This is a genomic window from Methylocystis sp. (assembly GCF_050246715.1).
In the GTDB taxonomy this organism is placed as follows: domain Bacteria; phylum Pseudomonadota; class Alphaproteobacteria; order Rhizobiales; family Beijerinckiaceae; genus Methylocystis.
The window spans coordinates 25,627-42,043 of sequence record NZ_JBFWVN010000007.1 but is presented as its reverse complement, the minus strand read 5'-3'; the positions used below and the strand labels follow the sequence as shown (position 1 = coordinate 42,043).

The 16,417-nt window shown below is 61.6% G+C and carries 12 protein-coding genes and 1 pseudogene; 5 read left to right on the top strand and 8 right to left on the bottom strand.

All coding sequences use genetic code 11. The annotated features are described in order from the left end of the window. Positions 1-41: 41 nt before the first annotated feature. Together glpD and AB7I51_RS04835 are read right to left on the bottom strand one after the other, a co-directional pair. Positions 42-1,508: a glycerol-3-phosphate dehydrogenase gene (gene glpD, locus AB7I51_RS04840; protein WP_428403200.1), complete on the bottom strand. Its 1,467-nt coding sequence runs from the start codon at positions 1,506-1,508 to the stop codon at positions 42-44. Between the two features lie 35 nt (positions 1,509-1,543). Further along, positions 1,544-2,881 (bottom strand): DEAD/DEAH box helicase, encoded by a 1,338-nt coding sequence (locus AB7I51_RS04835; protein WP_428403201.1) that lies wholly within the window; start codon positions 2,879-2,881, stop codon positions 1,544-1,546. A gap of 513 nt (positions 2,882-3,394) precedes the next feature. On the opposite strand from AB7I51_RS04835, the gene AB7I51_RS04830 reads away from it, so the two are divergent. Then, on the top strand, positions 3,395-4,108 hold the full coding sequence (locus AB7I51_RS04830; protein WP_428403202.1) for an MgtC/SapB family protein: 714 nt from the start codon (positions 3,395-3,397) through the stop codon (positions 4,106-4,108). 70 nt (positions 4,109-4,178) lie between these two features. Here AB7I51_RS04830 and AB7I51_RS04825 read toward each other — a convergent pair whose 3' ends face one another. Continuing rightward, positions 4,179-7,316 carry an efflux RND transporter permease subunit gene (locus AB7I51_RS04825; RefSeq protein WP_428403203.1) on the bottom strand — a complete coding sequence of 1,046 codons (3,138 nt, stop codon included), beginning with the start codon at positions 7,314-7,316 and terminating at the stop codon, positions 4,179-4,181. A 522-nt stretch (positions 7,317-7,838) separates the two neighbouring features. Here AB7I51_RS04825 and AB7I51_RS04820 point away from each other — a divergent pair. Continuing rightward, positions 7,839-8,909: a DGQHR domain-containing protein gene (locus AB7I51_RS04820; protein ID WP_428403204.1), complete on the top strand. Its 1,071-nt coding sequence runs from the start codon at positions 7,839-7,841 to the stop codon at positions 8,907-8,909. On the opposite strand, the pseudogene AB7I51_RS04815 reads toward AB7I51_RS04820, so the two are convergent. Beyond that, positions 8,868-9,959, bottom strand: a pseudogene (locus tag AB7I51_RS04815) (glycosyltransferase family 2 protein); the annotation flags it as partial. The gene AB7I51_RS04820 and the pseudogene AB7I51_RS04815 overlap by 42 nt on opposite strands. An 802-nt stretch (positions 9,960-10,761) precedes the next feature. On the opposite strand from AB7I51_RS04815, the gene AB7I51_RS04810 reads away from it, so the two are divergent. Together AB7I51_RS04810 and AB7I51_RS04805 are read left to right on the top strand one after the other, a co-directional pair. Continuing rightward, positions 10,762-11,343: a hypothetical protein gene (locus tag AB7I51_RS04810; protein WP_428403205.1), complete on the top strand. Its 582-nt coding sequence runs from the start codon at positions 10,762-10,764 to the stop codon at positions 11,341-11,343. Positions 11,344-11,861: 518 nt separating this feature from the next. Beyond that, entirely contained in the window at positions 11,862-12,827 is a 966-nt protein-coding gene (locus AB7I51_RS04805) for an IS1595 family transposase (protein ID WP_428403206.1), read from the top strand. Between the two features lie 605 nt (positions 12,828-13,432). On the opposite strand, the gene AB7I51_RS04800 is transcribed toward AB7I51_RS04805, so the two are convergent. Genes AB7I51_RS04800 through AB7I51_RS04790 form a run of 3 tightly spaced genes read right to left on the bottom strand, consistent with a single transcriptional unit; the run spans position 13,433 to position 14,836 of the window. Then, complete coding sequence (locus tag AB7I51_RS04800; RefSeq protein WP_428403207.1) at positions 13,433-13,867, bottom strand: hypothetical protein; 435 nt, start codon at positions 13,865-13,867, stop codon at positions 13,433-13,435. A gap of 50 nt (positions 13,868-13,917) precedes the next feature. Continuing rightward, complete coding sequence (locus AB7I51_RS04795; RefSeq protein ID WP_428406122.1) at positions 13,918-14,097, bottom strand: hypothetical protein; 180 nt, start codon at positions 14,095-14,097, stop codon at positions 13,918-13,920. Continuing rightward, positions 14,063-14,836, bottom strand: coding sequence for a hypothetical protein (locus tag AB7I51_RS04790; RefSeq protein WP_428403209.1), 774 nt, complete (start codon positions 14,834-14,836; stop codon positions 14,063-14,065). The genes AB7I51_RS04795 and AB7I51_RS04790 overlap by 35 nt, the downstream gene beginning before the upstream one ends. Positions 14,837-14,916: 80 nt before the next feature. Between AB7I51_RS04790 and AB7I51_RS04785 the strand changes: the two genes are divergently transcribed. Then, positions 14,917-15,837: a transporter substrate-binding domain-containing protein gene (locus tag AB7I51_RS04785; protein WP_428403210.1), complete on the top strand. Its 921-nt coding sequence runs from the start codon at positions 14,917-14,919 to the stop codon at positions 15,835-15,837. On the opposite strand, the gene AB7I51_RS04780 is transcribed toward AB7I51_RS04785, so the two are convergent. Beyond that, positions 15,804-16,247 carry an Hpt domain-containing protein gene (locus AB7I51_RS04780; protein WP_428403211.1) on the bottom strand — a complete coding sequence of 148 codons (444 nt, stop codon included), beginning with the start codon at positions 16,245-16,247 and terminating at the stop codon, positions 15,804-15,806. The genes AB7I51_RS04785 and AB7I51_RS04780 overlap by 34 nt on opposite strands. Positions 16,248-16,417: the final 170 nt, after the last annotated feature.

Here is a 16,417-nt window from a genome sequence, read left to right as displayed (position 1 = left end):
GATGGCCGCGACAAGCGCGGCCATGACGCGGGAAAAAGTCGTCAGGCTCCGACAAACTCCCGCAACGCCATCTGCTGCTCCGCGCTTATATGCAGGCCGAGTTTTGAACGGCGCCAGAGAATATCCTGCGCCGTGCGCGCCCATTCCCCTTCGCACAGATAGGCGATCTCCGCCTCGCTCAGCCCGCAGCCGAAATCGCGGCCAAGAGCGTCGAGCGAACGCGCATCGTTCAATATTTGAAAGACGCGCGTTCCGTAAGCGCGCGCGAGACGCAGCGCCAGCTCATCGCCGAGAAATGGCTTGTCGCGTTTGAGATCATCGAGAAATCGATCAAAGCCTTGCGGCATGTCGCCGCCGGGAAAAACAGCGCGCGCGGTCCAGGCCGCGCCATGCGGCGGAAGAAAGCTCGCGAGCTGATCGAGCGCATGTTCGGCGAGGCGGCGCGCCGTGGTGATCTTGCCGCCGAAAATCGAGAGCGACGGCGCGGCGTCTTCTGGCGCATCGAGATCGAAGGCGTAATCGCGAGTGACGACCGATGCTTTGAGCGAACCATCGTCATAAAGCGGCCGCAGCCCGGCGTAGCTCCAGACAATGTCGTCGCGCGTCGCCGGCTGACGCAGAAAATGATTGAGCGACGCGAGCAGATAGTCCGTCTCTGCGTCGCTGATCGCGACGGCGCCGGGCCGACCATCATAGGAAACATCGGTCGTGCCGACGAGCGTGAACTCGCGCTCATAGGGAATCGTGAAAATGATGCGGCCGTCGGGGTTTTGCAGAATATAGGCCTGCGCGCCCTCGAAAAGCTTGCGCAGAACGAGATGCGAGCCCTTCACCAATCTCACATGTTTGCGCGAAGGAATGCGCAGCGCGTCTTCGATCACCTGAGACACCCAGGGGCCGGCGGCGTTGATGAGCGCGCGCGCCTCGATCGTCTCTCCATCCGCAACCGTCGCGCGCCAATGGTCGCCGCGACGTTCGGCGTGAACGAGCCTTGCACCGACGCTGATCGTCGCGCCCCGCTCCGCCGCATCGCGCGCGTTCAACACGACAAGGCGCGAATCATCCACCCAGCAATCGGCGTAAGTGAAGCCGACGTGGTAAGCTTCGCGCAACGGCGCGCCGAGCGCGTCGCCGGCGAGGCGCACCATATGGGAGCCTTCAAGACGCTTGCGGCGCGCGAGATGATCGTAAAGGAAGAGACCAAGACGCAGCAGCCAGACGGGCCGCAACCCCTTCTCATAAGGCAGAACGAATTTTAAGGGCCAGATGACATGCGGCGCGGCGGCGAGCAACAATTCGCGCTCGGCGAGCGCCTCATGCACTAGGCGAAATTCATAAAGTTCGAGATAGCGCAGACCGCCATGGATGAGCTTGGTCGAGGCGGAGGACGTGCCCTGCGCGAGATCGCCCTGCTCGACAAGCCTTACCGACAGGCCGCGCCCCGCCGCGTCGCGCGCGATGGCGCAGCCGTTGATCCCGCCGCCGACGATGAGAAGATCGTAGATCATGGCGTCACTCGAATCGAAACGCCATGACTATAGCGCTACGCCTGTGGACGGCCCGCCTGCTTGTGACGCGCGCCGCCATTGGCGCGGCGTTTCTGGCCGTTCGGCGCGCCCTGTCGCTTCGCCGCGGGACGCTGTCCGTCGCGGCGCGGATGCTGCGCGCCGTTTCGATGCGGCGCCGGCGGCTTTGGGCTTCTGGACGCCCTGGTCGGCTGGCGCACCGGAGCGCCATCATCCTCCCGCGCCTCCGCGCCGCGCCGGTCGGTGCATGCAAGCGTCTGGCGCGTCAGCTTCTCGATCGCGCGCAGCAGCGGCCGTTCGCCATTGTCGCAGAGCGAAATCGCTCTGCCCGTCGCGCCGGCGCGCGCGGTGCGGCCGATGCGATGCACATAGGCTTCGGCGACTTCGGGCAATTCGTAATTGACGACATGGGTCACGCCATCGACATCGATGCCGCGCGCGGCGATGTCGGTCGCGACCAGCACCCGCGTGCGGCCCTTGCGAAATCCATCGAGCGCGCGCAGGCGCTGGCTCTGACTCTTGTTGCCGTGAATCGCGTCAGCGCCGACTCCGGCGCTTTCGAGATGCTGCGCGACGCGATCGGCGCCGCGCTTGGTGCGCGTGAACACGATGGCGCGCGCGATGTCGCGGTCGCCCAGCAATTCCACCAGCAGGTCGCGCTTGGCGCCGCTCGCGACGAGATAGACATGCTGTTCGACGCGCTCGGCGGTCGTCGCTGCCGGGGTGACGGAAACTTTCGCCGGCTCGTGCAGCATGTCGTCGGCGAGCGCGGCGATTTCGCGCGGCATGGTCGCCGAGAACAGCAGCGTCTGGCGGCGCTTCGGCAGTTTCGCGACGATCTGGCGGATCGGCACGATGAATCCAAGATCGAGCATATGGTCGGCTTCATCGAGCACCAGCGCTTCGGTCGCTGCAAGCTTCAGCCTGCCGCTGCCGATATGGTCGAGGAGCCGTCCCGGCGTCGCGACCAAGACGTCGAGTCCGCGCGCCAGCATGTCGATTTGCGGACGATGCGACACGCCGCCGACGATGACGCCGACGCTCGGCCTAAAGAACTGGCCATAGGCGCGAAAACTGTCGGCGATCTGGGTGGCGAGTTCGCGCGTCGGCGCGAGCACCAGCGCGCGCGCCGTGTTGGGCGCCGGGCGGCGCTTATCGGCGAGCAGCCGGTGCAGGATCGGCAAAGCGAAAGCCGCCGTCTTGCCGGTGCCGGTCTGCGCGACGCCTAGAAGGTCGCGGCCTTGCAGAAGGGCGGGGATCGATTGCGCCTGGACCGGCGTCGGAATTTCATAGCCTTCGCGGTTAAGCGCGCGCAGCAGGATCTCGTTCAAACCGAGATCGGAGAATGTGGTCACTTCGTTGTTGCTTTCAGTTGTCGATTCGCGCCCGAAGGACCGCGCGTGAAGACGCCGGCTCCGGACGAAAAAGAGATCGGGCCCCGCGTAACGGGCCGTCTGTATGGGAAAAGGGGGCGCTCGACAGCTCGTCGACGGCAACGTCGACATACGCGGCTGGAGCGCCTCATGCTGCGGCGCAGCGCAGCCTTCATACAGGAGCGTTGCGTTACGGTCAATTCAAAGCAAGAAAGCGCCAGCGCCTCGAACTCGGGTTAATTTCAGCCCGCTTTCCGCCGTCATGCCCGCGCGTGTCGCGGGCATCCACGGCAGGACATTGCGATCGGCCGGAACGTCAAGAGCGATCGTGCGGCGTCTGCTTCGTCAGCGCGCGGCGTCCCGGCGCGGATGGCCGCGACAAGCCCGGCCATGACGCGGTGAGATGGAGCATCGTTGACCTGGAATTTCATCGCAGGCGACAAGCCTCCTCTGTCCGCCTATAAGCCGGAAAGCGCAACGCCGATGGATTAAGCCATGAACGCAATCGCGAATTTCGACGGCGCGGAAATTCTCAACACCTTCGTCTCGTTGAGCGTGGCGATCGTTCTCGGCACCGCGATAGGCGCCGAGCGCCAATATCGCCAGCGCACCGCCGGGCTGCGCACCAATGCGCTGGTCGCGCTCGGCGCCTCGGCCTTCGTCGATCTCGGCATGCGGCTGATGGGCAATCAGGGCGCGACCCAGGTCCTCGCTTATGTCGCGTCGGGCGTCGGGTTTCTTGGCGCCGGCGTCATCCTCAAGGAGGGCATGAACATCCGCGGGCTGAACACCGCGGCGACGATCTGGTGCTCGGCGGTGATGGGCGGTTTCGCCGGCGCCGACCGGCCGGCTGAAGCGGTCCTGCTCTCCGCCTTCGTGCTCGCCGGCAACACCTTCCTGCGGCCGCTGGTGCATCTCATCGAACGCGCGCCGATCGACGAGAGCGCGACCGAGGCGGTCTATGAGGTCCGCGTCGCCGGCAGCGAAGCGCGGCGCGACGCCATTCGCGACCAGATGATCGAAAGGCTGGAGGCCGCCGCCTACCCCATTCAGGACATCGCCGAACATGAGCGCGAAGACGACGTCGAAATCGTCACGACGCTGGCGACGTCGAGCGTGACGAGCGAACAGCTCGACGCGGTGGTCGACTCCCTCGCCCGTCTCGACGGCGTCTCGCATGCGACATGGTCGTCGCGGACGAGCGAGTGAGGGGGGAGAGGGAGGTCAGCCATCCCGCCTCCATTCTCATTCCATGTTCAGAGTTCCCGCTTTCGAGGGATCAGAACATCGATCGGGATACGCTCGATGACATCGCCGCGTCCGCTCCCTTGGTCCCCTTGGCGGGCGAAGGCGCGGCGGGCTTATTCCGTTTGAGCTTGCTCATCAAGAGATAGATCACCGGCGTCGTGTAGAGCGTCAGCGCCTGGCTGAGCAGCAAGCCGCCGACGATGGCGATGCCGAGCGGGCGCCGAAGTTCGGCGCCGATCCCGGTCGCGAAGGCAAGCGGCAGCGCGCCGAAGATCGCGGCGAAGGTCGTCATCAGAATGGGACGGAAGCGTTCGCGCGCCGCCGCGAGCGCGGCGTCGTGCACCGACATGCCGCCGTCTCTCTCCGCCTGCAAGGCGAAATCCACCAGCATGATGCCGTTCTTCTTGACGATGCCGATCAACAGCAAAATGCCGATGAAGGCGATGATGGTGAATTCGACGCCGAACAGTTCAAGCGACAGCAGCGCGCCGAGCCCCGCTGACGGGAGCGTCGAGATGATCGTGATCGGATGGACGAGGCTTTCATAGAGAATGCCGAGAATGATGTAGACCGAGAGCAGAGCGGCCAGCATCAGCGCCGCCATGCCGCCCGCGACTTTGCGAAAATCTGCAACATCGCCGGCGAATTCGGCGCGAAGGCCGCCCGGCGGATTGAGCTCCGCGATCGCCTTTTCGATCGCCGATACGGTCGCGTCGAGACTGTAGCCGGGCGCGACATTGTAGGAAATGGTCGTCGCCGGCACGACGCCCTGATGATGGACGACGAGCGGCGACGAGCTGCGCTCGATATGGGCGAGCGCGGTCAGCGGAATCTGGTCGCCGGTCGCTGTCGATACGTAAATTCCTGCAAGATCGCGAATGTCGCGCTGCCTTTCGGTTGGAGTCTCATAGACGACGCGATATTGATTGCGCTGAGTATAGATGATTGCGTCCTGTCTTTGCCCGAACGCGCTGTTCAGCGCCGCGTCGATGGCGGAAATCTGCACATTCATCCGCGAGGCGGCCTTGCGATCGATGACGACCTTGGCGCGCAACCCGCCGCGCTCCTGGTCTGAGGTCACGTCGACGAGTTCGGGCGCTTGTTTCAAGCGCTCCAGCACCTTGTCGCGCCATGCTTCGAGAGTTTCGACCGACGGACTCGACAGGGTGAACTGATACTGCGACTTGCTGAGCCGCCCGCCCCTTCGCAGATCCTGAGAGGGCACCATATACACGCCGAGCCCGGGGATTTTCGCGAATTCTCGACGCAGGCGCGCGATCACCTCCTTGCTTGACGCGCGTCGCTCGTCGGCCGGCTTCAAGGCGACATACAGCCGGCCCTGATTCATCGAATAGGCCATATAAGTGCCGCCGATGAAGGAGCCGACATTGGCGACGTCGGGATCGGCGAGCAGCGTGTCGGAGGCGAGCCGCTGCAACCGCGCCATTTCAGTAAATGAAATGTCCCCTGACGCTTCGGTCGTACCATTGATCAGTCCGATATCGTCTTGCGGCAAGGTTCCCTTTGGGATCGTCTCATAAAGACGGACCGTCCAGGCGATCGAGATCACCACGACAATCAGCGTTGCCCAAGGGTGATCGATCACTGGCCGCAAGCTGCGCGCGTAAAAATCCACGACCCTGTCGAGACCGCCTTCGATCAGCCGATCGAAGCGTGATGGCGGCTTCTCGCGAGGCGCGGGCAAGCGCGCGCAGATCATCGGCGTCACGGTCAGTGAGATGACCGTCGAAATCGCGATGGCGAAGGTCAGCGTCCAGGCGAATTCGCGCAGCAGCCGGCCCATCACGCCTTCCATGAAGAGCAGCGGAATGAAAACGGCGACGAGCGACAGGCTGATCGACAGGACAGTGAAGCCGATCTGCTTGGCGCCGACCAGAGCCGCCTCCATGCGGCTCAAACCGCGCTCGGCGTTGCTTTGGATGTTTTCGATCATCACGATGGCGTCGTCGACGACGAAGCCGACCGAGACGGTCAGGGCCATCAGCGACAGATTGTCGATCGAGTAGCCAGCAACCCACATCGCCGCGCAAGTGCCAACCAGGGAGAGAGGCACTGTAATTCCAGCGGCGATGACCGGCGTCGAGCGGCGCAAGAACACATAGACGACCATCATCACCAGCACGATGGAGATCGCCAGGGTGCGCTGAATGTCATGAATGCTGGCGCGAATCGTTTGGGTGCGGTCGGAGAGCACATTGATCTTGACGCCGCTCGGAATCCATTCCTTAAGCCGCGGCAACAGCGCCTTAATGTGATCGACTGTTTCGATCACATTAGCGTCGGGTTGTTTGGTGACGATCAGGAGGACGGCGGGCTTACCGTTGAACCATCCGGCGGCATTGCGATTTTTTATGCCGAGTTCGACCTTGGCGACGTCGCCGAGCTTGAGCACCGCCCCATTGCGCGATGCGATGACGATGTTGCGGTAATCGTCGGGCGTCGATAGCTGATCGGTCGTTGCAAGCGTGATCTCGCGCGTATCGCCCTCAAGCGCGCCAACGGCGGAGTGGGCGTTGGCGGCATAGAGCGCATTGGCGACCGCATCGACGCCGAGTCCCATAGCGGCGAGCCGCGCGCTGTCGACCTGGACGCGGATCGCCGGCTGTTCGGCGCCCACGAGGCGCGCTTCGCCGACGCCGGGAACCTGCGAAACGCGCTGCGCGATAACCGAGTCGACGGCGTCGAAAACGGCGCTCGAAGGCAGGGTGTCGGAGGTCATCGCCAGCACGATCACCGGCATGCTGGACTGGCTCGCCTTGCGATAGTGCGGCGTCATCGGCAGATCGCTCGGCAGGTCTGTGAGCGCAGCGTTGATCGCCGCCTGCACGTCGCGCGCGGCGGCGTCAATGTCCCGCGTGATATCGAACTGGGCCATGATCTGAGTCGAACCGAGCGAATTCGTCGAGGTCAGCTCGTTCAGGCCGGAGATGGTGGAGAGGCGACGTTCGAGCGGCGCCGCGACCGACGCCGCCATCGTCTGCGGATCGGCGCCGGGCCGCAACGCGGAAATGCCGATGATCGGAAGATCGACCGCCGGGAGGCTCGCGACGGGCAGGAAAAAATAAGCGACCGCGCCCAGGAGAAACAGCGCGCCCGCAAGCAGCGTCGTCGCGACCGGCCGTTTGATGAAGGGCGCGGAAACGTTCACTCGGCGGCCTCGCGTGTTGCGCCCTCGGGATACGCGTCGACGGCGGCACGGCGGCGCTCCGCGCTTCAACTTCTCGGGCTGAGGCGCCCTGTCCATCGGCCGAAATCCGCCGATAGCGGATGAAATCGCCTTGCGCGATTCACTGCCGTCTTGGCCAATGAACGTTGATTAAGATATAGTTTATGGAGGTCCGTGAGCAATGGTTTCTATGTAACGCTTGTGACGATAACGAAACTCTTGCTGGACCGCCGCTTCTATCCTCGCGATGCAAGGCCTCTGGCCCTTGAGCTGAACCTTTCTTGGCGCGGCGGCTGCGATGTTGTGGTCGGGCGAGCCACGCAGGAGACGCTCGCGTTCCATGACCGCTTGTGGCGCTTTGCGGAACTCAAATCGATCCTCTTCCCGCGACGCGTCTTGCTCTTGACTCTTTTCCCGCTTAGCGTTTGCACACGAGTGCCGGTCGATTCGTCGAGTCAGCTGTCGCGAACGCTGCCAAAGTTCGCGCTTTCGAGGGATCAGAACATGGATCGGGATACGCTCGGCGACATCGCCGAGTCCGCCCCTTTGGCGGGCGAAGGCGCCGACTACCGCAGCTCCGCCGCCTCTGCCGGCAAGAATTCGATGAGCGTTCCGGCGCAGCTGGTCTCTCAGGGCAAGCACCGCTTTTACGCGCTGGTGCTGCCCAGCAGCCTGCTCGCCGAGACCTGCGTCGTCGAGCCAAGGGTCGAAAATCCGATCGAGGGTTTTCAGCGCCTGCTCGATGTAAAGCGCGCCAAGTCCATCGCCAAATATATCGACGCCGGCTTCGGCACGGTTCCCGGCGCCGTCGTCCTGTCGGCGCAGTCGCGCGCCCATATGCATTATGACCGCGCCGCTGGAACGCTGACTTTCCGGCAGGACCCGCGCGCCTTCCTCATCATCGACGGGCAGCATCGCGTCTTCGGCTTCAAGCTGGCGAAAGGCGCGGTCGACGTGCCCGTGGTGATCTACAACAAGCTCAAGCGCTCGGAAGAATGTCGCCTGTTCATGGACATCAACACCAAGCAGCGGCCAGTGCCCAACGAACTCTTGCTCGACATCCGCCGCCTCTCAGAGGTCGAGACGAAAGCCGATGCGCTGCTGCATGACGTTTTCGATCTCTTCCACAACCACAACGACAGCGCCCTCAAGGGCCTGCTCAGCCCGGCGGAGCGGCGCAAAGGCATGATTTCGCGCGTCACCTTCAACGCCGCGCTGCGTTCGATCAAGGGCGCCTTCGACGACGCAAGCGCCGAGGAAGTCTACGCCGTGCTCAACGCCTATCTGCGCGCCTGCCGGCATGGACTCGGCCTGCACAACGCCGACGAGCAGATCGCCCATCCGGCGCTGTTCAAGGCCCTGGCGCTGCTCTTTACTAATGTCGCCGAGCGCGTCGCCGACCGTCATGGCGGCAAATACACCGTGGCGAATTTCGAGGACGTGCTCATTCCTTTCTTCAAGCGTCTGAAGAAGTCCGATCTGCCGCGCGCCGGCATGACTCACGTCGCGCTGCATGAGCATTACGGCAAGGCCCTAAGCGCCGGCTTCCTGATCAAACAATGGCTCTTCTCGTGAGCTAAACGGATCGACGTTTACTTCCGTGTCGTGAGCGCTGCGCATTGTGAGCCCGTGCTGGGTCTTTTCCCAGTGGAAGGGACGCCGCCAGAGTTCATAAATGGCGCGCCAGGCGGCGAGGCTCAGCATCGCCAGCCACAGCGGCAGATATATCAGCGACGGGCGATGCCGCGTAAGTTCGCCCCGACGCATGCCGATGGCGAGCGGGAGAAGGAGAGCCGCCGCCCCGGCGATCATTAGAAAGCACCACAGCGTGCTGAGCGCGATCTCGAAAGGCGAGGCCGGCGTCAGCAGCGCGCCGAACAGAACATCATACGCCATCCGCACCGCCAGGAACGGGCCGAGCAAAGGCCCGAACAATGCACCACCGAACGTTGCGAGCACGGAAATGGCGCGACGCGGGCCAAGATCGGCGAACAGCCGCAGCGGCCGGCGGCAATGGGCGACGAAGGTCTGCATCCAACCCTTGAACCAGCGGGTGCGCTGTCGCACCAGCGCCGTGAAAGACGCCGGCGCCTCCTCGAAGGTTTGCGAATCGAGCGTGCGCACCTCGAAGTCGGCGCGCGCCAGCCGCAGACCGAGATCGGCGTCTTCGGTGACGTTGAACGCGTCCCAAAAGCCGATCTCGCGCAGCGCCTCGATGCGGAAATGATTTGAGGTGCCGCCGAGAAAAAACGGCAGGCCCATCGAGGCGAGGCCCCTGTTGTGAACATCGAAGAGCGCGGCGCATTCGAGCGCGAACAGCGCCGTCATCCAGTTCAATTCGCCATTGTCAATGGCGAGGCTCGCCTGCAGGCAGGCGACATTCGGCGCGGCGCCGAAGCGCGTCGCCGCGCGGCGCAGCTGGCGCGGTTCGGGCAGGTCTTCCGCGTCGAATACGGCGACGAGCGACCCGCGCGCGAGCGGCATCGCGACGTTGAGGGCGCGCGGCTTGGTGCGCGGAACGCCTTCAGGCGCAACCACGATCTCATGCGGCGCTCGGGGCGGATGCGCCCGCAACGCCGCCGCCGTCGCTTCGTCGTCGGCTTCGATGACGAATTTCACGTCGAGCTTTGCGCGCGGATAATCCCGGTATTATCTAGCTGATGCAAGGATGAGACGAAACAACGGTTTGTGACGCCCAGCATGAAAATAAAGAGGAATCCCGAGCAACGACCTGCGACCCCATACGATTTGGTTATTGTCGAATGGGAAGACAGCTCGCAGCCTGTTAGCGGCTGGCAATGGGTAGATGACTACGAAGTGCCAGAAACGGTTGGTTGCGTATCGGTCGGATATTTGATCGCTCGGACCGAGGACGCGGTCGCTATCGCGCCAAATTTAGGAGATGTTCGCCGTTCAAAAATTCAAGCAAGCGGGATCATAAGAATCCCCGCTTGCGCCATTAAGCGGATGACCATGATCTAGTTACTTGCCGCGCGGCGGAGGTTTGCGCGGCTCAATATGGGCCATAACAGACGCCGCGAGTTCCTGAGTCTGTTTCGTTGATAGAGTGCTCGGCGCACGCAACCCTTCCGAAGCAATGTGCTTGATTTTGGGAGACGTTAGCGGCGACGGAATGCATTTAGAGGACGCCTTACCCGAAGGCCCTTTGCTGTTCGACATGATATGTCTTTCGGTTGGTGGGTTTTTCACTGACGCTGACGCTTGTTCCAATCAAATGATTTTGGCGTTCGCCTTTTGCAAGTGGCCGTGCGAAGAAATCGACTTGCTGATAAGTTTTTTTCTTACCAGTTAGACATAAAGATATTCGCATGTGTCGATAATGCGCAGGATACCAGATAAGGAAAAAATCAGGAACAGCCATATCTCCGCCGTTGACTCAACGCTCGGCGTGGATTAACCATCAGCCATGACGCAGCCGTTAGCCCTTATCCGTCGCCGCAAGGCTGAAATCGAAAAAGAAATTCAAGAATGCCGCGACCGCATTTCTGCATTACAGGCGGAGTTGCCTGAACTCGAAGTGGCGGCAAGAGTCTTAACCCGTCTTGAGAATCAAGAATTTGATCAGGCATTAGCCGAAATTGAAGATGAAGTATCGTCACCGCCCGTGCCGCCTCACGCTAAACCGGCCAATATTCCGACAATGCCGGACATGGTCCTAGAATCGCTGGCGACGCCGGAGGCGATGCTGAATGGTGGATTAGAGCCCGCCGATATCAGGGACTTTATCGCCAAGAGGTGGTGGTCAGCGGTTCGCCCAGACGTTGTTGGGCCGATTGCTTGGCGTATGTGGAAGCGTGGCCAACTGAAAAAAAACGGCACGAAGTATTTGCTGCCGAAAAATTATCTATTCCCCAAATCGAATGAACCCGTAGGCACGCCGTCGGAAAGTGCGCCTACGGGTTCTAAGCCGGAGTCTGTTTCTGCAGACTCTTTCCCAGGATTTTCAGACAAGGCCCCCAACCCTGGGCAGAATGGAGGTGGCACATGAGAAGATAAACTTCTTATGGCCGAACGGTCGCCATTGCGTTGGCGTGGCGACCGCTCACTGGGGATAGCAGGTTCGCCGGACGGGACCCTCATCAAGTTCAGCCGACGGGTTCGACTCCCGTTATCTCCACCTTTTTCTTTAGCAGAATCAGCGAATCCTGTCTACACCGCGCTACCTTTTTCGGGCGGCGCGAATAGGACGCCATATGTCCCGTTTTCAAAAACAAAACGTACCCCGCGCCGCTCCAGAACAGATTGAATTGCCGATAGATTGTTCCCTATCGGAATGCTCCGCCCCTTCTCAAAATTCCGGACCGTCGAAAGCCCGACCTTCGCGGCTATCGCCAAATCGTCTTGAGAAATATCGAGAAATCCGCGAGCTGCGCGACACTGTGCTGGGGTCATGGGACAGGAATAGCAGCAAAGAACAAAATCATCAAGACGAACGAAAATCGTTATTGACACCCAAAATGCTAACTCTTATCGTCATGTCTAACGAAAATCGTTGGACAGACGCAGATGGCCCAGCACTTCCTTCTTTCCGCCGCCGCCCGCTCGCTCTCGCTGGCGAAAGTGGCGCGCATGACAGACGAAGAAGCCCGCGACGCCTTCCGCCTCATTCGCTGGGCGTCGACTGAAGGCCAGCCAGTTTGTCCGCGTTGCGGCTGCTTGGGCGTATATGCGCTCAAGTGCCGCCCAGCGTTCATGTGCAAAAGCTGCAATCGCCAATTTAGCGTCACGTCCGGCACTATCTTTGCCGACCGTAAGCTCCCTATCCGTGACTACTTGTTGGCGATTGCGATTTTCGTCAACGAGGTGAAGGGAAAGAATGCGCTTGCGTTGTCGCGCGATTTAAATGTCAGCTACATGACAGCTTTTGTCCTCGCCCACAAAATACGTGAGGCTCTTGCTGCCGAAGTTGAGACGCTGCAGTTGTCCGGCGAAGTTGAAGTGGACGGCTGCTATATCGGCGGCCACGTTCGCCCGGCCAACTATAAGGAAAACCGGATTGATCGCCGCAAGGCTGAAAATCAGACCGGCAAGCGCCGTGTCGTAGTTGTCATGCGCGAGCGCAACGGTCGCACACTTCCTTTCGCGTTCCGTACGGAAGGCGAGTCAGTCGAAACGATCGCCGAGCGCGTGGCGCCGGATGCGACCGTTCATGCAGACGAAGCGGCTCATTGGGACAAGCTTCACGCGATCTTCTTGATGAAGCGCATTAACCATCAGCATTCCTACAGCGACGGTGAGGCTTGCACGAACGCGGCGGAAAGCTTCTTCTCACGCATCCGCCGAGCCGAAGCTGGCCACTTCCATCATCTGTCCGGCCCATATCTCGTAGCCTACAGCCGAGAAATGGCTTGGCGCGAGGATCACCGTCGCGTGAGCAACGGGGAGCAATATTTGATGGTCGCGAATGCGGCGCTCACGCATCCGGTATCTCGGCAGTGGAAGGGCTACTGGCAAAGACTATCAAATAGATAATTGAAAATGTTAATGTTTGTTTAACAAATTGCTCTGACCATAGTTATTAGATATGCTGGCCCATGCCGATTGCTTCAAGCGCTTCCAAGTGAAGACACAAATGCGAGAATTATTTTATGTCGTGGCGCGCTCCATTTGTTGCGGCCTTTCATTGCTGCGCTTGTATGGCTTCCCATATCGTAGTCGCTGCAGTTACCATAGCAATTTTAATCGCGACCAAATGGCTTGTGGTAGCAGGCCATGACCCTAAACTATTCGACACGGTGCCGGTGGAATGGCTCTTTGACGGGGCCATCCTCGCAACGCTTTTGGTTTTCTTCTGGCTCGGGATCGACGAGATGAGGGAAAATCTAAAGGCCAACGGGAAGACGACGAGAGATGACTCATAATCATTTATCTCCCCGCAGGACAAGGTGGGTCGTCCTTTTTGGAGTGTATTCCCTAGCTGCGTTCACGGGCGCGCTTTTGGTTTTCCTTATCACGATGTTTGTGAAGGAACCGCTGGCAATTGTTGGTTTCGCTCTTGGGGTCGGGATATGTTTTGTCTGGATGAAAAAGCCTAAGGCGCTCCAAGCTATCGGCCATATTGTCGTAAGCAATAGGCATTAGCTTGGCTGAGACGACCACACGCGAACTGACTTTCGCTTGCCCAAGCCAACAACTCTTCCCCGCATTTCCTGCATCCGCATCGCCTGTACGATCCGGTAATTGATCGCCTTGCGCAGGACGGCGTCGCCTTCGTCCATGCCCTTGGCTCGGATCACGGCTAACGCCAGCTCTCGCGTGTCCAATCCTTCTGGAGCGCCCGCAAGAGCCTCTTGGCAGATATGCCAGACCTCGCCGCGCTTGAACAGCCGTGTTAGGTCCATGTGGACCGGGAACACCTCATGCGCGCCGTTTAGCTCGAACAGCCGCAGCGTGGCGTTCACATGGGCCAGATCGCGTCGGAGCGCTTCCGTTTTCTTCTCATAGGCTCGAATCGCGGCTTCCATCTGGTCGCGCTTGGCGCGCAACGTCGTGAGAATGTGCGGGTCGGCCATGCGACGATTGTCGCAAATCGGCGGCGTTGCCGCCATTTCGGCGACTTGCATCAGCTACATAATACCGGATAATCCAGCCGGTCGATCGCGCGGGTGAGTTGACGCACGACCGCGGCTTCCTGATAGAGCGCCAGCACGATGGTGTAGATCGGCAGCCGCGCATCGTCTTCGAGCGGCTCCGCATCCGCGCATGGCTCAAAGCTCGCCGCGCAGGCGAACAGCCGCAGCAACACGCCGCAAAGGAACATGGCTGAAAGAAGCAGAGCCGATGCAAGTCGCAGCAGGAAAAGGGGCGCGTAGAGGCTCGCCGCGAGCGCGATCAACGCAATGAGCAGCTCCCACCCGTCCCCGCTGAAGGCCGCCGCGCGCGCAGAGTTCGCTGTCGACGCGTTCAGCGAGAAAGGCCGCGTTGCGGGCGGCCCCGTCGGGATCAGCGCGGCGCACCGCCTCGAGGAAGCGCGTTCGAGTGGTGATGGCGAAAAGCGCCCGCCCTTTCGCTGCGCGCCGCACGCTCATCAACCGGAAGACGCCGGCGCCGCTCGGCGCAAACAGCCAAAGATAGCCGCGCGACGCATCGCGAACCCGCGCATAGCCGCATTCGACCGTCGCAACGCCTGACGCGCAGACTTCGATAGGACTGTCGATGAAGTCAACGTTAAGATGTTTCGCCAGCGCCCGATAGAAGACACCCTCTGCGACGAGCCCCTCAGCGAGCAGCGCTTGGTCCGCGCAAACTCCTTGGCGGCGCGCCGTCGCCGCGGCGAACCGCAACACTTCCTCCGGCACGCCATGGCCAGACAAAAAGGCGATTTCGACGGGAACGGATTGCGGCGCGGACGCGCGATGCGGCGGGGCTCGGCGATCGACGGCGGCCCCGGCGAACGCCCGTCTGCCGACGGGCTGGCGAAGATCATCCCCGATCGGCGAAGCAGAAGAGGCGGCGGCACTATCGATCGGAACGAAATTCATGCAATATTCCGGCGAAAGCAGGCGGCCTTCGAACGACTATCGATCTCCAGCTGGAGCTATGCAATAACTTTATGCGCCGTATGAACTTTTTGCGCCCTAGGCACTGCTCGCCCCGATCGGCTCTTCTCGCTTCGCTTCGCGCGGCGCTCGCGGCGCTCGTCATTTTGACCTGCCTGCCGGCCGCGAACGCGGAGGACGCGGCGACTGCTCCGGCCTCGGCCGCGCCAACGCCGCCCGCCGCGACGGCGCCTTCGTTCTGGGACCCCAACCGCACGCCGGACAAGCCGGACCTCTCGGGATTGCGACAGATCAGGTTCCTCACCGAGGACGACTATCCGCCGTTCAACTTCCTGCTGCCGGACGGGCAGGTCGCGGGCTTCAACATTGATCTCGCGCGGGCGATCTGCGTCGAACTCGACATCGCCTGCACCATCCAGAGACGGCGGTGGGACCTGCTGATCCCCGCGCTCAACGACAATAGCGGCGACGCCATCATCGCTTCGCTCGCGATCAACGACGAAACCAGAAAACAGGTAGATTTCTCTGGGCCTTACATGACGACGCCGGGGCGCTTCGCGGTGCAGGCCGATACGACCCTGAAATCCGCTTCCCCCCCCACTTTCGCCGACCGGCCGATCGCTGTGGTCGCCGGCTCGCGGCACGAGGCCTTTCTCAAAGCCTTCTATCCGCGCTCGACATTGATGACGTTCGAAACGCCCGCCTTGGCCCGCAACGCGCTCAAAAACGGCCGCGTTCAGGCGCTCTTCGGCGACGCGATCTCTCTTTCGTACTGGCTGAACGGCGCTGAAGCCGCCGGTTGCTGCGTCTTTCGAGACGGACCCTTCACCGATCCGAAATATTTTGGCGAAGGCATCGGCATTGCCGTAAAGAAGGGCAATGCGCCGCTGCGCCGCGCGCTCGATTATGCGCTTGCCCGGCTCGCCCAACGCGGCGTCTTCGCCGAGCTTTATTTGAAATATTTCCCCGTCGGGCCGTTCTGAATCGACCGGCCCAGCAAGAGCGCGATGGCGCCGCGCGCCCTCGTTAATGCGGCGTCGAGCCTGTCGCGCTTGTCGCCGACGCCAGGCGCCTCGCCGCGCAACGCCAGCTCATAGACCTCCGCCGCAATTCCAACCTCAAACGCCCCCACCGCCCGCGCTGAACCCTTGATGGTATGCGCAAGTCGGATGCGCCATTCGGCGTCGCCGAGCCTGGCGGGCGCACGCAGGCGCTCGGCGCACTGCGCCGCCTGCGCGTCGAACAGCTCCAGCAGCTCCTGTTCGAGATTATGGTCGCCGAAGGTCTGGCGGGAGAGATGAACGAGGTCGATCGGCGGTTCCGCCTCCGCCTCCAAAAGCGGCTGCGGCTGAGCTTCGCAGTTCAGAAAGGCCGATTCCGCGAGTTTCGCCATCCCCATTCCCTGTTCTCCTTGATATTTATAGCAGAGCGCGAAGCCTGGGAGCCCGCGACCAAGGCGCCAGACAGCGCTTATCCTCAACACTGGCGCGCGTAACCTGAAGGAGGCGTTAACGAAGTTTCCCGATACGCGCCGCCCCTATGTTTCAATTGCCCAGAATGGGC